Source organism: Streptomyces sp. B15 (genome assembly GCF_018070605.1).
Taxonomy (GTDB): Bacteria; Actinomycetota; Actinomycetes; order Streptomycetales; family Streptomycetaceae; genus Streptomyces; species Streptomyces smyrnaeus.
Genome location: NZ_JAGPXJ010000017.1, coordinates 67,138 through 85,655, shown reverse-complemented (window position 1 = coordinate 85,655; position 18,518 = coordinate 67,138). Strand labels below are relative to the sequence as shown.

10 protein-coding genes and 5 pseudogenes are annotated in these 18,518 nt (G+C 69.0%); 8 read left to right on the top strand and 7 right to left on the bottom strand.

The features are described 5' to 3' along the window. Nucleotides 1-29: 29 nt before the first annotated feature. Nucleotides 30-272 (top strand): annotated as a pseudogene (locus KBY19_RS36405) (transposase); the annotation flags it as partial. A gap of 570 nt (nucleotides 273-842) precedes the next feature. Here KBY19_RS36405 and KBY19_RS11000 read toward each other — a convergent pair. Then, nucleotides 843-2,288 carry an FG-GAP repeat protein gene (locus tag KBY19_RS11000; RefSeq protein WP_185015908.1) on the bottom strand — a complete coding sequence of 482 codons (1,446 nt, stop codon included), beginning with the start codon at nucleotides 2,286-2,288 and terminating at the stop codon, nucleotides 843-845. A 521-nt stretch (nucleotides 2,289-2,809) separates the two neighbouring features. On the opposite strand from KBY19_RS11000, the pseudogene KBY19_RS36400 reads away from it, so the two are divergent. After that, nucleotides 2,810-3,056, top strand: a pseudogene (locus tag KBY19_RS36400) (MFS transporter); the annotation flags it as partial. 245 nt (nucleotides 3,057-3,301) lie between these two features. Beyond that, nucleotides 3,302-5,659, top strand: a complete 2,358-nt coding sequence (locus tag KBY19_RS10995) for an NACHT domain-containing NTPase (RefSeq protein WP_210956400.1) — start codon at nucleotides 3,302-3,304, stop codon at nucleotides 5,657-5,659. 202 nt (nucleotides 5,660-5,861) lie between these two features. On the opposite strand, the gene KBY19_RS10990 is transcribed toward KBY19_RS10995, so the two are convergent. The 6 genes and pseudogenes from KBY19_RS10990 to KBY19_RS36390 all read right to left on the bottom strand — a co-directional run. Further along, nucleotides 5,862-6,368 carry a phenolic acid decarboxylase gene (locus tag KBY19_RS10990; RefSeq protein ID WP_210956401.1) on the bottom strand — a complete coding sequence of 169 codons (507 nt, stop codon included), beginning with the start codon at nucleotides 6,366-6,368 and terminating at the stop codon, nucleotides 5,862-5,864. 28 nt (nucleotides 6,369-6,396) lie between these two features. Then, nucleotides 6,397-7,431 carry a methyltransferase gene (locus KBY19_RS10985; RefSeq protein WP_210956402.1) on the bottom strand — a complete coding sequence of 345 codons (1,035 nt, stop codon included), beginning with the start codon at nucleotides 7,429-7,431 and terminating at the stop codon, nucleotides 6,397-6,399. Further along, a complete protein-coding gene (locus KBY19_RS37495) occupies nucleotides 7,428-9,074 on the bottom strand; it encodes a class I SAM-dependent methyltransferase (protein WP_307843490.1) in 1,647 nt (548 codons plus the stop codon). The genes KBY19_RS10985 and KBY19_RS37495 overlap by 4 nt, the downstream gene beginning before the upstream one ends. 8 nt (nucleotides 9,075-9,082) lie before the next feature. Next, complete coding sequence (locus tag KBY19_RS10975; protein ID WP_307842557.1) at nucleotides 9,083-10,615, bottom strand: aromatic amino acid ammonia-lyase; 1,533 nt, start codon at nucleotides 10,613-10,615, stop codon at nucleotides 9,083-9,085. 249 nt (nucleotides 10,616-10,864) lie between these two features. Then, nucleotides 10,865-11,002 (bottom strand): annotated as a pseudogene (locus KBY19_RS36395) (IS5/IS1182 family transposase); the annotation flags it as partial. Between the two features lie 97 nt (nucleotides 11,003-11,099). Next, a pseudogene (locus KBY19_RS36390) lies at nucleotides 11,100-11,450 on the bottom strand (ATP-binding protein); the annotation flags it as partial. A gap of 194 nt (nucleotides 11,451-11,644) precedes the next feature. On the opposite strand from KBY19_RS36390, the gene KBY19_RS10970 reads away from it, so the two are divergent. From KBY19_RS10970 to KBY19_RS36385, 5 genes and pseudogenes are all read left to right on the top strand, one after another. After that, on the top strand, nucleotides 11,645-13,270 hold the full coding sequence (locus KBY19_RS10970; RefSeq protein WP_307843489.1) for an alpha/beta hydrolase: 1,626 nt from the start codon (nucleotides 11,645-11,647) through the stop codon (nucleotides 13,268-13,270). An 823-nt stretch (nucleotides 13,271-14,093) separates the two neighbouring features. Further along, entirely contained in the window at nucleotides 14,094-14,861 is a 768-nt protein-coding gene (locus tag KBY19_RS10965) for a hypothetical protein (protein ID WP_210965673.1), read from the top strand. Then, a complete protein-coding gene (locus KBY19_RS10960; protein WP_099876857.1) occupies nucleotides 14,861-16,414 on the top strand; it encodes an amidohydrolase family protein in 1,554 nt (517 codons plus the stop codon). The genes KBY19_RS10965 and KBY19_RS10960 overlap by 1 nt, the downstream gene beginning before the upstream one ends. Next, complete coding sequence (locus KBY19_RS10955) at nucleotides 16,411-17,991, top strand: S41 family peptidase (RefSeq protein WP_210965672.1); 1,581 nt, start codon at nucleotides 16,411-16,413, stop codon at nucleotides 17,989-17,991. The genes KBY19_RS10960 and KBY19_RS10955 overlap by 4 nt, the downstream gene beginning before the upstream one ends. A gap of 50 nt (nucleotides 17,992-18,041) precedes the next feature. Continuing rightward, nucleotides 18,042-18,175, top strand: a pseudogene (locus KBY19_RS36385) (transcriptional regulator); the annotation flags it as partial. Nucleotides 18,176-18,518 lie beyond the last annotated feature (343 nt).

The following is an 18,518-nucleotide window of genomic DNA, read 5'->3' as shown; positions in this document are numbered from 1 at the left end:
TGCAGGTCTGGACATGATCAGCAGGTGACTTGACCGACGTTGAGTGGGCCGTGCTGGAGCCGCTGCTGCCGTCGACCAGCAACCGGTGCGGCCGGTGGCGGGACCACCGCCAGGTGATCAACTGGATCTTCCACCGGTTCAGCACCGGGGCGCAGTGGAGAGAGTTGCCCGAACGCTTCGGCCCAGGTAAGACCGTGCACAAGCGGCACTTACCGTGGTCGGCCGATGGCACCTGGGAGAGGCTCCTTCAGCACGTCCAGGCCCAGGCCGACCCGAGGGCGACGTCGCAGTTGGTGAGGGTGGACGGTGGCCGGGTCCATGGTGGGGTTGGCGCCGAAGGCGCGCCGGGACTTCCCCCTGGGAAAGTGCGCAGCCTTGATCCGTCCGCCCCGCCACACGCCCCTTCCGGCCCAGCCGAGAGGTGATCTCCCGCGCCTCACCGGGCGACTGCGCATGCAGCAAGGCGAGTTCATCACCCAGCTGCGAATACGCATGGTCCCGCGGGTACAGGTAGGTGGCCTGCGCGTCCGCCACCATGGAACACACCACCCCAGCAGACCCCTGACCGGCCACCGAGGGAGCCAACTTCCGCCCGATCGCCGCCAGGCAGCCCCGCGTCCCGGGAAGAATGGGATGGACGAATCCCCCTCCGTGAAGCGACCTTCGAGGAAACGTTCGCCACCCGCGCCGGCGCCGCCCGCACCGTGGGGCTTTGGGCACGCTGGACCGCACCGGGTACCGCCGCACCATGCTTCCCTGGCACCAGGGGCCCGTCGCAGACGGCGGCCCGACCCTGACGCGCTGTTGCATTCTCGACGGCCCGCTCTGTCCTCGCGCGGCGCTCAACGCGGGATGCCCAGCTCCGATCGGGAGAGCCGCCGGGTGGCCTCGGTGTTCAAGCCCTTGTCCGAACCAGGGAGCAGCCAAAAGTGCCGGGGGTCCCGCTTGGCGGTGGCCAGGACGTCGAGAGGGCCGTCACCGTCCACATCGAGCAGCGGGGGGCGCGGACGAAAGCGTGGGCGCGCGTGTGGCTTGTTCTCACCCGGGACGCCAGCGGTTTCCAGATCGACGGACTGCAGCCGGGAGTCGCGGTCGGCGTGCGCCACATCGGGAAGCAGTACCACCGCGCCGTGGGCCTTGTTGGCACCGGACAGGCCCAACACGAGGTCGGGTCTTCCGTCGCCGGTCACGTCTCCTACCGCCTCGCCGACCACCTCGCCACCGTTGAAGCCCTTGGGCGCATCGAGCCCGGGCACATCGCGGAAGGTGACACGCATGGAGGCGCCAGTGCCGGGGCCCTTGCCGGAGCTGCCGGTGATGCTCACCGTCAGTTCCTGCCGGTAGGAGTCGAAGCCGACATGGCATATCTCATCCGTGCCGTCGTCCTCCACATCGCAGGTGAAGCCTTCCAGGGCGCGGTGGTCGGGGTAATCGCGCAGGAAGTCCGCTCCTTTCCCAGAGCCACGGAAGTGCAGCACGTCGTCGATTCGGGTGTCGCCGTCGCCCTCGTTCTCCGGGTCCGTCCAGCGGAACCACACCGTGAAGTCGCTGCGGCCGTCACCGTTCCAATCGCCGACGGTCGCCTTGTACGGCTCGCTGTGGTCGGCGTGTTCGGCGTTGAGGGTCTGTGTGCGGGTGGGCTCACCGGCCCGGCTGAACGGGCCGTAGTGAATGACCCCCACCGGCCCCGTCTCCGTGCCGAGCCAGAGGACGTCACCGCTGCCGTCCCCGTCGAAGTCTCCTGCCGCGCCCGGCTCCCAGCCTGCGGAGGGCGGCGCGGGGTCGGCGGCGTATCCCGTGGCGAGCAGTCGAGGGGCAGTGACGCCACGCGCCCCGCCCCACAGCGCGTACTGACGTCCGTCGGTGAGCGTGGCCAGCAGGTCGACGAATCCATCCTGGTCGAGATCGGACCGGTGCAGCCGCGTGGCAGGCGACGGGCCGACTTCCACCTCCTCGGGCATACGCACCGTGGCGCGGGTACGCGGGTCGGGCCCCTCTGCGGAGCCGTACACCACAGCGATGTGGGCGCCGGTCGCCACGGCCAGGTCATCGTGGCCGTCGCCGTTGAAGTCACCGGGCCGGGGCCGGTCCGCGGCGGACCCGGCGGGGGGCCGGTCAGGTCCGCCGCGCACGTCGCCGGGGGCCCCGGCGGGTTTCGGGGGCCTCGACGCCGACGCGGACGCCGAGGGACCGTCGTCGGTGGATTCTCCGCTGTCGGTGGTGCACGCGCCGAACAGCAGCGCGGCGATCACTGCACCCGCTGCGGCCCTGGTCGTCCTGCTCCTCATCGTCCCCCACTTGACGCCGGCCGAGCGACGACCGTACACGGCGGTCCCCGATCGGAGGAACCGGCGCGTACGGCCGTGGACACAAGGCGCAGCATCGGGGCCCGGGCCGGCGGGCCCGGTGGCGAGAACCGTCACGTTCCAGCCTCGGACCGCTCCCGGAGGCCTGCGCGCCAGTGAAACTCTTCGGCCAGCATGCGGCGACCGGTGAGCCGCACCGGTCGCCCCAGCACCCACTGCGCGCCGGGCGGAACCGTGTGGAGGAGCAGGTGCCCTCCAGCCGCGCCTGGTCCAGATGCACGGTGAGGCCAGCCGCACCCTGGTGTCCAGCGCGCCGGCAAGAGCGTCTTCTGCCACCGGCTACCCGTCCGGGTACGTGACTGGATGAGTTCCAAAGCCCATATCGAGGTGGAGCCGCGCGACGGCGACCAGGCCAAGGGCCCGACTGACACGGCCCCCTGAGCCGAGGACGTGATCCCCTCCCCCGTCAGCCCTTGCGCGGCGGCCTTGCTGGACTCGTGGGCATGGAAACAGTACTCACACAGGAACGGCCGCCGCAGCCTTCGCCGGTCGCGTCGTGGTTGGCCGTGGTCGGTGACGGCTGGGCTGTTCTCGCTCGTCACGACGGAGATCCTGCCCATCGGGCCGCTCACCTCGATCGGCGCGGACTTCACCGTCCCGGACGGTATGGCCCGGCTGATGATGACGGTGCCGGGCCTCCTGGCGGCGGTCTCCGCGCCGCTGGTGACAGTGACGACGGCGCGCGTGGACACGGGCAGCGGATGCTGTGCGCGTTCACGACCACCCGCATCACCGCCCCCGACCAGGCTGTCCTCAACTCTCGGAGCAGCTCAGACACAAGGCGAGAAAGTCTCAAGGTATCGGCTCGGTTACGAAGCGTGCGTCATGAGTTCCCTGCGGGGGTGCGGTTGAACGAGAATAATCACCCTCTTCCGGTACTGGAACCGTGCTGCAACGTGCGCCCGGGGGAGGACCACGGGGGTGGAGCGGACGGCATGCGGACGAGTGGCAAGCGCGGGCACTTCTACGTGTGGGGCGGCCTCGGCTCCCTGCTCTGCGTCGCCGGGCTCCTGTGGACCATGTGGGCCATGGCCCGGCTGAACACGGAAGACCCCGCGGGCGGCGCGGACCCGGGTACGACCGATACCGCCGCCATCCTGTCCTTCCTCCTCGGCGCTGTGGGAACGAGCCTGGGCGTGTGGTCCCTGGGTATGTCCGTGCACGGCCTGCGCATACAACGGACCGGTCCGATCATCGCCGCCGAACTCACCCACCTCGTACGGGACTTCGAAGGACGGCAGTACCGTCAACTCCTCGGCGGTGACGAGCAGGCCCTCAACGCCCCGGCCGATCTGCGCTTCACCCTCGCCTCCACCACCCCCGGCCACGGACTACCGCACCAAGGCAGTCTCAGCGGCATCGCCACCTTCTACCGGTCCCTGCCCTCCGGCCGCCTGGTCATCACCGGCGACGACTCCGGCAACGACGCAGGGGTCGGCAAGACGGTGCTGGCAGTCGCCCTCATCCTCGGGCTGTCCGAGGACCGCCGCGCCGGCCCGGTACCCGTCCGGCTCTCCGCCGCCGGCTGGCCCGGCGGCACCGTGCGCGACTGGCTTCGCACACACCTCACCCGCGTCTACAACCTCAAGGAGTGGGAAGCACAGAAGCTGGTGGACGAGCACCTCATCCTGCCCGTCATCGACGGCCTCGACGAGATGGACAACGCCCCCGACCCGGACTACATCTCCCGGGCAGCACGCCTGTTGCGGGAGGTCGAACGCTTCGAGCGCCCCGGAGCCAAAGCCCCGGTGGTGCTCACCTGCCGCCGCGACCACTATGACTCGCTCGCCGCCGCGGAGGCCCAGCCGCAGACCGCGGCCCGGATCGAGATCGCCCGGATGGGCCCCTCCGAGATCCGCACCTACCTCAAGGCCCGCCTCGGCTACTCCCGGCAGCGCGTCATCCGCTGGCAACCGGTCCTCGACGCACTCGCAACCCCCGGCGAGCACGGCCCCAGCGCCCTCGCCCGTGCCCTCGACACCCCCTGGCGGGTCACCCTCGCAGCCGTCGTCTACGAGGAGCGCGACCTTGGCCGTGCCGACGGCGCGTTCGTCCGCGACCCCGCCGACCTGGTTTCCCTGGCCGACCGCGGTGAACTCTACGAGCACCTCCTCGACCGCTACATCACCGCCGCCGTCCACGCCCCTGGTGCACCCGTCATCGAGCCAGACCCCGACGACGAGGACCAGCACCTCATCCCCGCCCCCGCCTTGGACCCGGGCCTCACCTGGCGCCGTCTGTCCGTCCTGGCGGCATACCTCAACGCCAACGCCGCCGCGCGGGGTTCGCGTTCCGTGGCCGGTCAGCCGCTGCCCACGAACGACCTCGTGCTCCATGCGCTGTGGCCACTCGCCGGCATCCGGCGGGCCCGGCTGGTCGGTGCCGCGCTGGCCGCAGGCCCCTTCTCCGCCATGGTGGTGTGGCTGTGGTTGTCGGGCGTGCTGGTCACCGGCCTGCTCGTCGCGTCCGCCGCCATCTGCGTGGCCACCGTGACCGCCGGAGCGATGGTCGAGGACTGGCCGGTCCCACGAGGCATTCTCCTGCGGCGCATCCGTACCCGCGCGGGACGCCGCCGTATCGTACGGACCACCCTGCTCGGCCTGGGAGTGGGGCTCGTGGCAGGTCTGATGTTCCGCGTCGCACAAGACGCTGGACACCAGCCCCGGTACGTGGTCACCACCGAGAGCACGACCTTCGATCTCAACGGCATGCCCGTCACTCTCACCGTCGGTACGGCAGTCGGCCTCGTCGTCGCGTTCACTGCACGCAACGACGCCACCGTCACCGACCCGCGCGATGCCGTGCGCGGCGATCTGAGCTCATGGCTCGGGGTGTGGTTCCTGCTCGGGGTACTCGCCATGATGCCTGGCCTCGATTTCGCCGCCGAGCCGCAGATGATCCTGGTGAGGATCGGTGAGGTGATCTTCTTCGGCGCGCTGATCGGTGTGCTCTTCGGCCTCTCGTTCGGCCTGCTGGCCGCCTACCTACCGCTCCTCAGCTCCTGGTTCCACACCTTCGGCCTCCGACTCGTCGAGGCCGGACATCTGCCCCGCATCTTCACCTGGTACGTCCGCGTGGCCACCTTCCCCAGACTCTTCGCCTTCGGCGGCTCCGCCACGGTGCGCTACGTCGCCTTCCTGCTGTGCATGCGCGGCCGGCTGCCATGGCGCCTGGGCCGCTTCCTCGACCAGTGCTATCGCATCGGCCTGCTGCGCATCGCCGGCACCGCCTACCAGTTCCGCCACCGCGAACTCCAGGATCACCTGGCTCACCGCCACCAGCCCCCTCACTGAGGGCCCGCCCGGTGGGCAGCCGTCGGGGACTGCCGCACCTGAGGATGCGCTACCGGTCGGTGAAGGGATTGAGATGAGCCCTCAGTAGGACGGCGCGGCTGGGCGGGCGGAGCTTGTGATGTTTCCACGGCACCGCTCGGGGTGCGGTGCGGCAGGCAGGCTTCGTGCGAGGCGGCAGGCGCTCGCGGGAGCTTCGTGCTGGTCATGGGAGACCGGGCGGGGCACGGTCGATGACGCTTTCATCGTCAGGCCCCACATCTTCAAGCAGGGTGATCTCCGAGAATTCGGAGACGACATGAATTGGATATGTTGGTCCTTCATCACGGTACGAGCGCATGCGGTCAAGGTGGTCGTTCTGGAAGAGGACGGTACGTTCGGGGTGTTGCGCGACCCAGCGCGGAAAGAAGATCACGCCGTGGGAGAGTCGCGCGGCCGGCACCAGGGTGACGCACACTGATGTGCCGGTGGGTTCGTTCCAGGAAATCTTGTACACGCCCTCGGTGAGGGTGACGAGGTCCACTTTCTGGTCTTTGACCCAGCGGCCGCCGACCATGCCGCTGTGGATGCGGTAGTCGATGGTCGTGGCGTTCTTGACGTACAGCTCGTAGCGCCAGCCGTTGGCATAGGTGTACTCGATCCGATGGCCGATGATGCCTTCGGTGTCCCTTTCGTCTGTCGTGCTGACAGGGGACATCACTTGGTGCGTCATGCGTGGCTCCTGGGCGGGCGCTGGGCGGTCAGGGTTTGCGGGCGATGACGCCTGCGTTGGCGGTGGGTGCATGGATGCGGGTGACGTGGACGTCAGTGAAGCCTGTCCGGGTGAGCCAACTGGTGAGCTCGGCGGCGGTGAAGCTACGGCCCCAGGTTTCCACCTGCATCGCGAGACCCATCAGGGCAGCGTCAAGGGGTCCGTCCTCGGTGTCATCGATCAACAGCTCGGCGATGACGAGCCGGCCGTTCGAGGGCAGGGCGGTGAAGGACCTGGCCAGCAGTTCGCGGCACTGGGCATCGGACCAGTCGTGCAGGACGGAGGAGAACAGGTGGGTGTCGTAGCCTTCGGGGAATGATGCGTCAGCGAAGAAGTCGCCGGCGACGGTGGTGATGCGGTCCCCGAGCTTCGCCTGGTCGATCTTCCTCTGAGTGAGCTCGCACACGTGCGGCAGGTCGTAGACTGCCGCACGCAGCGGCGGATGCATACGGCAGAGTTCGATGTCCCAGGCGGCACCACCTCCCCCCACGTCCAGCAGGGCGCGCGTCCGTGTGAGGTCGAGGCGGGAGCCGAGTTCGCGGGCAGTGACGGTGGAGACCGTCGTCATGGCTTCCCAGAACGTCTCGAGCACGACGGGGTCGGCGTTGTCGAAGAGGGAGTTCTGTTCGTCGGGATTCCAGGCGGTGGGTCGGTTGTGGCGTAGGGCGTCGTGCAGTTGCATCCAGCCCGGGTAGTCATGGCGGTCGAGCATCTCGACCCAGCCACCGAAGTAGTCGGGGCTCGTGCGAACGAGGTGACGCTGCGAGAGAGGGGTGTTGAAGCACTTCTCGCCGACGCGGGCCAGCAGGCCGAGCGCCGCGCACGCGGCCACGAGTGATCGCGTGGGGCGGGCGGAGATCCCCAGCCGGTCGGCCAGTTCGGTGTGCGTCGCACCGGGGTGGGCGGCCAGGGCACCGAAGAGGTCCAGGTGCAGTGCAGTGGACAGGGTCTTGGAAGCCCACAGGCCGGAGGACAGCTCCATGATGCGCTGCGGCCCCTGTGCTTCGTTGGGCAAGTCCGTCATGAGCAAGCCTTCATGGTGAGGTGTTCGTCATTGCGCTTGCGGGTCAGGGTCAGGCCGTCCGCGATGGGAAGCATCACGTTCTCGACGCGGGGATCGTTGTGAACGTGAGCGTTGAAAGCCCGGATGGCCCGGGCGTTGCCGGTGGCGTCGGGGTTTGCCGCGTCGCCGGAGTAGAGCACGTTGTCGGCGAGGAGGACGCCTCCCGGACGGACACGAGGGAGCAGCTCCTCCCAGTAGTCGCAGTAGGAGGGCTTGTCGGCGTCGATGAAGGCCAGATCGATGGTCGGCTCATGGGGTAAGGAGCGCAGGGTCTCCAGTGCCGGGCCCAGGCGCAGCTCGATGCGGTCGGCGACGCCTGCCTGCTTCCATGCGTCCTGGGCGATGCCTGTCCACTCCGTGGAGGTGTCGCAGGTGATGACGCGACCGTCGGGAGGGGAGCCCAGGGCGAGGGCCAGGGCCGAATAGCCCGTAAAGGTACCGATGTCGATGATGTCGCGGGCAGCGGTCAACTTGGTGAGCAAGGTCAGAAGCGCCGCCTGCTCATGGGGGATCCGCATCTCGGCGACCGTCCCCAGGGCGTGGGTGTGGTCCATGAGGTCTTGCTGGACGCGGCTGGGCGCCATTGTGTGGCTGACCAGGTACCGGTGCAGAGCTGGGGTGATGGGCACGGTCTTCGTGTCGTCGGTCAGGGACGTCATCGCACCTCCCGTGTGCGTGCCGAGGTCGACGAGACTGGGTGAGGAAGTCATGAGGAAGTCGGCCAGCTCCGTGAAGCGGCCGATGGTGGAGCCGAGCAGAGCATCGAGGTCTGCCCGGTGCCGTGCTGCGACCTGGGGCGGTGATTCCAGGTCGGTCAGGCCATAGCTACGGATGTCGCATACGACCTGGACGAGGCGCCGGATGGCCTGAGTGATGAACGCCTTCTCACAGATGGGCGCGCGCCGCACCTGGAAGAAGTCGTCGATGACATCACACTCGGCTTCCGTCGGCTGGACGCCTGCTTGCTTCCCGGCCTGTTGGAGGAGTGATTGGCCGCTGGGGACGAGCTTGCCCGCAACAGCCATGTGGATGTGGTGACTGCGTTTGACTGCCGCCGTGAGCGGAGCCAGCACGGACGCCGGGCAGTTGGCCCGCGCCTGGCGCAGCAGGTCGGGTAGGGCCATGTGGTCGCGGTGCCACTCACCGCTGAGCGCGGGGTCGTGGGCCGCCATGTCGGCCCGCACCGTCGCCGCGTAGCGTGCCGCCGAGCAGCTGCCGGTGTAGAGGAACAGCACGGTGTAGATGTCGTACAGCCGTGCTGCGCGTTCAGCGGCCTGTGGAGCTGAGGTGCGGATGAGTTCCTGCAGGGTGTGCCGGATCAGCCGCCAGACGGCGAAGGCCAGTTGATGGCCGATGAGCCACCGGTGGCGAATGCGGGCACCGGGGTCCGCAGGTGGCCATTCGGCGGGGGGAGCCGGCCCGTGCACGACTTGGGTGAGGATGCTCAGGTCGTCTTTGATGTGCTGGGCAGCACGCGTGCAGGTATCGCCCAGACAACGGCGACAGGCGGTGAACTCCTCGTCCGGTAGGGGCAGTGTCAGCAGAGCACCGTCGGCAGCGGTGCTGTGCGTACCGGTAACTGCGGGGCAAGGATGGTCGGTCAAGTGCTTCATTACAGGCCCTGCCCTTCGGTCAGATAGGTGTCGGTCATGTCGTCGAGGAGAGCGGCGGCGCGACGAACATCAGCGTCCAGGGGGCGGTCCCTGTCGATGGGTGGGATCTCCGCACTGATCTTGCCGAGAACCTCTGTGCACAGCGGCGCTGTTGGCTGACGAGTTCCCACACATGCGGCTTGGCGCAGGGCGACAGCAAGGGACCCGTGCAGGAGCCGCAGCTTTGTGGCGAGGTCGAGGGCGTTGAGCGCAGCCTGGGTACCGAACGGAATCACATCCTGGTTGTGGAGGTTCGTCGGCAGGCTCTGGGTCGAGGCAGGTATGGCGGCGCGACGCATCGACGCAATGAGTGCCGTGGCCGCGAGTTGCACTCCCTGCACGGCATGTTGACGGCCCGGCTCGGGCGCCAGCATGGGCGGCAGTCCTCCGTTGCGGTGTGGATCGATGAGTAAGTCGAGTTGCCTCTCGGCCAGATTCCCGAGCTGCACGGCGGTCACGGCGAGCGCGTCCCCGCTGAACGCGGCCGGCTGCCCGAAGAAGTTTCCGCCGTGCGCGACCACGTCCTGCTCTGGGAAGAACAGCGGATTGTCACTGATGGCGTTGATGTCATCGCACATCACCCCGGCGCAATGCTCCACGAGAGAGGCCGCGGCGCCGATCAGTTGAGGAGCGCAGCGGATGCTGTACGGCTCCTGCAACCCGCGCGTGCCTGAAGGAACGAGGCCCTTGAGCAGCTGGTTGAGGCGTTCACCTGCCAGAGCTGCGTGCGGGTGCCCGAAGGCGGCGAGCAGCCTCGCGTCCACGAACGCAGTGGAGCAGCCCAGGATGTCCACAAGCAACGCCACGAGCAGCACCGCACCGCGCAGCGACCTCTGCAGGGAGGACACGGCCAGGGCACCCGCACCCGCGGTCAGGGATGTTCCATTCACCAGAGCCAGAGCGTCACGCCCGTCGAGCTCCACCGGCTTCAGACCCAGCTTCGCGAGAGCCTCACCGGCGGTAAGACGTTCTCCGCCGGTGTAAGCATGACCATGGCCCTGCAGTGCACGGGCGACATAGGCGAGCGGAATCAGATCGCCACTTGCCCCGAGTGACCCCAGCCGGGGCACCGCTGGCGCGAAGTCCGTCCCCAGAGCATGTGCCAGCCCTTCCACCACGGCGAGGGATGCCCCGGATCGGCCCTGGCACAGCGAATGCAGTCGTACCAGCATCGCCGCCCGCACCACCGAAGACTCCAGATCCGCACCCTGCCCTGCGATGAGGTGGTTGAGCGCGTTCTCGCACTGCTCCGCCGTGGTCTCGCGCCCGCGAAAACCGACCAGCGGGCCGAACCCGGTCGTCGCCCCGTACACGGACCGGCCCCTGTCCAGGCTGCCGAGCATGAAGTCGCGACACACCTGAATGCGGTGGCGCACGGTGCTATCGATCCGGATTCTCACCGGCTCACGCATGCGATCCAGGTCGCGCAACCGGAGCTTCGTACCGGTGGATACCTGCAGCGTCGTTTCGGACTCATCGGCCGGCGAAGTCACTCACACCTCCGTACAGGCAGCAGCAAATGCCCCGCATCTCGCGGGCTCCAATGCCGTGGCGCGGCATTGCTCTTCGTGTTCTGCATGGTGGGCAACGAGAACTCCGTGCCGGAACCCGGGACCTCCCCCGGATGCGTGAATACGTTGAAAGCTCGCCTTGCGCTCTCGTGGACTCTTCTGGTGGCTACGTGAGCCAGGCCGACCTCCGACTTCACACAGACGGTCCCGGGTCAGTGAGTCTTTTCGACCTCAGTTCGAGCAGGTCATGTGCAGGGTGAGGATGGCTTGGACCGGTCTGGGGACGCGGATGGTGCAGCATCGCGGCTTGCGCAGCAGACGCCAGGTCTTACGGGTAGCCATGGCCTCTCCGAGGAGCGCGCGGGGCCTGCGCCTGCGAGCTGTGCCCGGCCTGTCTCAGTGAGCGCCGCCGAGTCGGCGGGCGGCCGGCCTGATCGCCCAGCGCTGTGAGGCCTGCCGTCACCCCTCAGTGGGGCCGTCCCATGTGGCGGACCGGCACGACTCCGGCGGTGTGTCCCTGCGGCGGTCTCCCAACCGTGCGTGATGAACACATCTGCGGCCGGGGAGGCGGCCGCAGGTAGCTCGAACTGCGGCGAGTCCAATGCCGGTCGTCCGGATGGCGGGTACCCCACCGCTGGGCGAGCTGGGCTACAGGCAACAGGCCCCGGTCTCCCTCATCGTGGATACGGGCCCGGCGCAGGCGCGGCGATGTGCTGCCGGCATCGGAGACTTCGCACATCAGGCAGCGGTCGCGGATCAGGCGAAGGCAGACCGGCCCGGTCGCATGGCGGATGGCGTTGGTGACCAGTGCGCTCACGCATGGAGGCACCCCGGGTCACACCGCCTGTGACGTTCACCGTGTCCGCTGTCCGGCTGGTGTGTCCGCCCCGAGCTGCGGCGGTGCGCAGCGGCCGGGCATTCGCACGGCACGCTTGCATCGCAGACAGAGTGCGTCTGGACCGGAGCTGTTCCGGTAGCACCTCGCCGCGTCGCGCGCTTCGGGAGACTCCGGTGGACAAGTTGCCGATCATCTACGTGCGGGGATACGCCGGGCCGACGGCCGGTATCGACAACGTGGTGGACGACCCCTTCTACGGGTTCAATCGCGGCGCCACCCACGTACGTATCGGAGGAGACGGCGACCCCCGCTTCTACCAGTTCGAAGGTCCCCTGCTGCGTTTGATGGGCGACGAGGGCTACCGGTTGCTCGTACAGGGAGACCAGCACCGGCACCTCCTCGACTCCGCCGACGCGGCGCTTCCGCCTGCCTCACTGTGGGTGTACCGGTTCTACGACCAGGCAGCCACCACCTTTGTTCCGCCCCCGCACGAGAACGTGTTCGAGCACCTTTGGAGCAAGGTGCACCACCGGGTGACCGCCAACGGTTTCAACATCGAGGCGGCAGCCGCCGGCCTGTACGACCTGATCACGCTGATCCAGCAGAAAACCGGAGCTCCCAAAGTCCACCTCGTGGCCCACTCGATGGGTGGTCTGGTCGTGCGCTGCATGATGCAGAAGATCTGCTTCCAGCCACAGGACGACGGCCGGTCCCGGCTGCTGGCCAAGGACCTGGTGGCGAAGTTCTTCACCTACGGCACTCCGCACGGCGGTATCGACTTCCAGCTCGATGCCCTCGACTGGGCGCAGCAGGCCTTCGGACCGGCCGGTTCGGACATCTTCGCCCCGGAGAAGATGTACGGCTACCTCGAGCCCGGGGCGAAGTTCGGCGACACTCCCCCGCGCTCGTCCGCCTTCGATCCGCAGACCGTGCCGGAGGAGGTTTTCCCCACCAAGGACATCTTCTGTCTCGTGGGCACCAATCCCAAGGACTACGGGCTCGCCCGGCTCACCGTCGGCCCCAAGAGCGACGGCCTGGTGTCCATCGACCACGCCTATGTGCGGCGCGCCCACCGCGCCTACGTCCACCGTTCCCACTCAGGTCCCTACGGCGAGGTGAATTCCGAAGAGGGCTACCAGAACCTGCGGCGCTTCCTCTTCGGGCCCTGGCAGGTCGCCCTCGGTCTCACCGGCCTGCCTGCCGCCGTGGAGGACGAACAGTGGCAGGCGGATATGCGCCTCGCCATCCGCGGACTTCCCGTCATCATCAGTGACCAGCGAACCTCCCACTGGTGTCCGATTCAGCTCAGCCAGGAGGTCCGACGCCTGGAAGGAAGCCCCGACGGTACCGTTCCGCTGGCCGCCACCTTTCTGTTGGAGCCTGCTCGCCCCGAGCCGGGGATTCCCTCGGACAAGAGCGCCGCTCCGCGTATGCGCTACAGCCTCACGCTCCGGGTGTTCAAACTCGACGGACGCGACGACCACTTCCGCTTCGCCGACCACCTGGAGCAGGTGCCGGCCTGGAGCGACTCCCTCATCGTCGACATCGGGCCCGACGCCCAGAGCGGCGATGTCCAGGCATGGGCGGCGTGGAATTCCATGGTCGAGGGTCCCAGCGACAGCTTCGACCCGATCACCGACGGCCTGCCTCCGGCACAGCGCCACCCGGCGACGATGGAGCGCGACGGCGAGGACCGCTTTTGCCGTATCGATCTGCCACCCACGGCCCGCGCTCTCCCCGTTCTGGGCGCTGACGGCACGTTGCGGATTCATGTGCATGACCGCCGCGCCGCTCGGTGACCGATTCATGCGCGGTCGGCCGTCGGCCATCCGGTCCGGCGTATGTCAGCGTCTCGAGCTCGTACCTACCGGCCCGGCAGTTCACCGACCAACAGTATGTTGACGATGCTCGGCCGGCACGCAGCCCTCCGGCGGCCCGCCGACAGTCGGCCGACTGCCGGTCGAACCGTGACGGGGAAGGGTCGGTCGACGCTGAGCGGCGACGTGTGCCGGAGAGCGGCAAGCGCCCGCCGCGACAGTCGACGCGGCGGGTCGCCGTGCTCCGGCCCACTGGACGCCGGCCCCGCTGCCGTGCCGTACACCGCACAAACGGCGCAGATCTCATCCGCGTACGGCCGTAACCGGTCGATGACCATCGCGTCGGGCCCTACGGCTTGACCCGCCTTGATCACCGAGTCGGCAGGGTGCCGTGATCCCCCGTCTGCCGCACGAGCGCGAGCCCCCGCGAGGGCTTTGTCTTCCGGTCCTCCGCTCCCCTCTCATCGCCCCTGTTCTCTGCGCTCGGGTTCCGTGCGTGTGCCCCGGCGTTCCCTCTGCGCACCTTCGGCGTTCTCCTGGCATCTGGCGGGTCTGTCCCTGCGCCGGTGCACGCCGGGAGACGGCAGGTGTCAGCCGATCGGAGGACACGGCTGCTCTCCGAGCTGTCGTCCTGCTCCTCCTCTCGGCCAGTTGGCGGCTGTCGTGGTTTGCGCGGAGTGGCGCGGAGTGATCCATGGAGTCGGAGCCCATCACGGCCGACAGGCCCGCAGCTCGCCCTGGAGTGCCGAGATGCGCTGTTTGCAGCTGGGGCGACGAGTACCCGACGGCGAGGAGGCACTGCGTCATGCCGGAGTTCGACCGCGGGCCGACGGCTCAGTTCGCGGAGCTGCTCGCGCAAGTACCCGACCCGCCCGTCGAGTCCGCGTTCTGGTACGACTGGGGGCCGATCTTCTACCGCGGCCGGCTCGACGGCTCAGCCCGTGTGCTGATCGTCGCCTCGGACCCCGGACCGACCGAGCGGATCGCCGGACGCAGCCTCGTCGGCAACGCCGGCCAGCGGGTGCAGGGCTTCCTGACCAAGCTGGGGCTGACCCGCTCCTATGTCTGTCTGAACGCGTGGGCGTACGCGGTGCACCCGAGCCAGGCGTTCGCGATGAAGGACGGCCTGGCCGAACCGGCACAGACCCAGTGGCGGAACGCGGTCTTCGACCGGGCGACCGATCCGACGCTCCAGGCCATCGTCGCGATGGGGTTCATGGCCCGGGAGGCGGTGCGGCTGTGGACGTCACGGCCACAGGTCACGCTGGTCGAGGTGCCCCACCCCTCCAGCCACGACCCCGAGGCGCTACTCGGCGCCTGGCGCGGCGCCGTCACACAGCTGCGCGAGATCGTGACGCCGGACGACGACGGCGACAACACCGGCCCCAACTATGGGGCGGACTTCTCCGAGGCCGACTACAGCCCGATCCCCCGGCGCGACCTGCCCTTCGGTGCACCCGCGTTCCTGGGCGACGACGCGTGGGTGCGTGCCAGGCCGAGTGGAGCGCAGAACTCCGTCAGCCGCCCGTCGCCGGACGACGGGCACACGCTGGTCTGGAAGGCGCCGGACTGATGGCACTCGTGCTCCGCGGCACGGTCGTCACCTTCGACGACGACCATCGGGTCCTGGACCCCGGCGCCGTGTACGTCGGCGACGACGGCCGACTGGCCGCGGTACGGTCGGCCGGTCAGGCTCCGCCCGCGGGTTTCTCCGACGCGCCGCGGATCGACACGGAGGCGATGATCCTCCCCGGTCTGGTCGACCTTCACAACCACCTCGCGTACAACACGCTCCCCCTGTGGGAGGCGGTCGGTGTGCCCTACGCGCACCACGACCGCTGGGTCGGCGAACGGCGTCCGCCCGACTACTCCACCTCTGTCACCTGGCCCGCCAAGGTGCTTGGCCACGCGGCGCCCGAGGCACTGGTCAAATACATCGAGGTCAAAGCGCTGATCGGTGGCACAACGGCCATCCAGGGCGCTCCACGCTCCACCCGCCACGTCGACGGCTGGCTGCTGCGGATCATCGACAACGAGAAGCTGCCGACGGGCACCGACATGGTGATGACCGCGGCGCTCCAGCTCGATGCCGAAGAGCTGCGCGACAGCCGGGCGGACAGGCTCGACGGCACCCGGGTGCTGATCTACCACGTCGCGGAGGGCAGGCGTGGCTCGACCGTGCACGACGAGTTCGTTGAACTCGGGCCGTGTCTGAAGCCCGGCCTGATCGGCGTGCACGGCACCGCGCTGACCCGCTCCGACTTCGGGACGTGGCAGGAGGCGGTGGCGGCGATCGACGCCGCGGCGCGGGGCACGGTCGTATGGTCGCCGTTCTCCAACTACTGGCTCTACCACGAGACGACGAGCGTGGTGGAGGCCGACAGGAAGGGGCTGCGGATCGCGCTGGGTTCCGACTGGTCGCCGTCGGGAACCAAGCATGTGCTCGGCGAGCTGAAGGTCGCCGACGCCGTCAACCGGCACGAGTTGGATGGGCACTTCAGCGACCGGGAGCTGTGCGACATGGTCACCGCCAACCCCGGTGACGCGCTGGCGACCGCCTGGGGGCCGCAGGTGGGCCGGTTGCAGCGGGGCAGCGCCGCGGACCTGCTCGTACTCGATCGCCACGACCCGGACCGGGACGTGTATCGCAATCTGATCAACGCGACCGAGCGGCACGTGCGGCTGGTACTGGTGCGCGGCCGGCCGTTCTACGGGACACCGGGGCTGATGACCGCCGCGGGTGCGACACACACAGACACCCTCACGGTGGCCGGGCTCAAGCGCCGGGTGGCGGTACGGCAGCCGGACCGCGCCGACGCCACCCTCGACTGGCCCGGCGTCAAGCGCGCGCTGGAGAAGGTACGCGCCGATCCGGTGGCCGCCTGGCATGCCGCGCAGGACGCGCTCGCGGACTGGGGCGGCCCGCTGGACGATCCCGAGGCGCCGCTCGTGCTCTTCGGCGACATGCCGGAAGGCGACGCGGGCACGTTCGCCGCCGCGGCCGAGGTCCCGCAGGACCTGGTCGTACCGCGTCTGGACCCGCTCACGCACGACGCCGCCTACTTCGCCGCCGTGGCCCGCAGCGGTGTGCCCCAGCTCCAGCACCTCGCGGAGTACTACACATGAGCACGACGGTGGCACAGCCGACCCACACCCTGCCCGACTCGATCGGGCTCGACGCTTTCCTGGAACGGGCCGCCGACGACCCGCTGCCGCTCGCGGACCGCTACCGCCTGGTGGCCGCGGCCCGGGTGCTGCTCGAGGAGTTGTACGTGCACCTCCCGCTGAAGCGGGCGATGCACGCCACCGACCCGGTCCAGCGCCTGAGGCTGCTGGAACGCCGCCTGAGGCCGCTCAGCGAGCCGCAGTTCCACGCCGAGCTGGCAAGTGTCTTCCGGGAACTGCGGGACCTGCACACCGGCTACCAGCTGCCGGACCCGTACCGCGGTCATGTGGCGACGCTGGGCTTTCTCGTCGAACGCTACGTCGCCCCGGACGGCAGGCCGCACCACATCGTCTCCAAGATCGACCGCTCGCTGGCGCACGCGGGCTTCGACGTCGGGGCCGAGCTGGAGACCTGGAACGGGGTGCCGATCGAGCGCACGATCGAGCGCAACGCGGCAGCACAGGCGGGCTCCAACCCGGACGCGCGCCTGGCGCGCGGGCTGGAGGCGCTGACCCTGCGCTCGTTGCGCACCGGTCCACCGCCCGACGAGCGCTGGGTACTGCTGACCTACCGCACCCGTGCCGGCCGGCGCCGCGAGACGCGTCTACCGTGGCGGGTGCGCGCCGCCGAGTGGCGCGCGGGCCGCGCGCAGGACCCGGTGCCCACCCTGGCCACCAGCCTCGGCATCGACGCCGGGAACGAGGCCACGCGGCAGATCAAACGCGCCCTGTTCGCCCCGCCCCAGGCGCGGCGCCCCTCTCCGCGTGCCTTCCGCGGTGTGGTCGCCTATCGGACGCTGCGGCTGCGCGGACGTTCCTACGGCTACTTGCGCATCTTCTCGTTCAACGTCTCGGGGGCCCGGCTGTTCGCCGAGCAGCTGGCTCGGATGGTGGCGCGCGCTCCGTCGGAGGGGCTGATCGTGGACATCCGTGGCAACCCGGGCGGCCATGTCCCGGCGGCGGAGTCCGCGCTGCAGATCCTGAGCGGGCATCCTGTCGTCCCGGTGAGCTTCTCGCTGCCGACCACGCGCAGCGCGCTCGCACTGGCCCGATCCAACCCGAGCTTCCGCGTCTGGACCAGCTCGATCCGCGACGCCGTGGAAACCGGCGAGGTGCACTCCCAGGGCTTCCCGCTCACCGACCCGGAAGCGGTCACCGCAGGGCTGCCGCGCTACACCGGACCGAAGATTCTGATCACCGACGCGCTGTCCTACTCGGCCGCCGACATCTTCGCCGCCGGCTTCCAGGACAACGACCTCGGCCCCGTTCTGGGGACCGCGTGGCGGTCCGGGGGCGGCGGTGCCAACGTGTGGACGCACGAACTGCTGCGCGTATGGCTGCCCGAACTGCTTGGCGAGCTGCCGCGCGGCGCCGGGTTCCGCGTCGCACTCCGGCGCGCCACTCGGACGCGCGGCAACGTCGATGTTCCGCTCGAGGACCTCGGTGTGCAGGCGGACGAGGTGCACGAGCTGACCGAACGCGACGTCACCGGCCGTAACCAGGACCTCCTGACGGCTGCCGCCGCCCTGCTGTCCTGACTCCCCCGGGGGCAGTGCCGGCTTCGCTCCACGGCGACCACAGGCAAGTCATGGCTTGCATATCATTGGTCACGACGGACGATGCCTTCAAGGCCCTGGCCCCCGCAGGACGGTCCTGGACGAGTTGACAGCGGGGGGCGGGCAGATCCTGTTCGAGATCTGTGCGCGGCTCACCACCAAGCACCGGGCCAGGGCGAGGACAGCCTGACGGCCGGCGGTCAGGCGCCGCCTCGGGTCCCAATCTCCCCTCGCCGGACAGCGAGTCGTCCGGTCCGGTATCGCAGGGTGCGACTGGACGGGTCGATCGATGACGGGTAGACGAGCACACGAAGCTCCTGGCGGACAGTGGAGCTTGGCGTGAACCGTCTATCAGGAGCTCCGTCGTGCCGCAGTTCCGTCCAACACGCAACCAGCGCCGTCAGGATCGTGCAACACCCTCTCATAAGGAACGTTTTCGCCTTACCCTGCCATCTGACGGGGTTGGCATGCTTAATGAGCTATTGGTGGCGACTGCGGCAGCAGGTGGA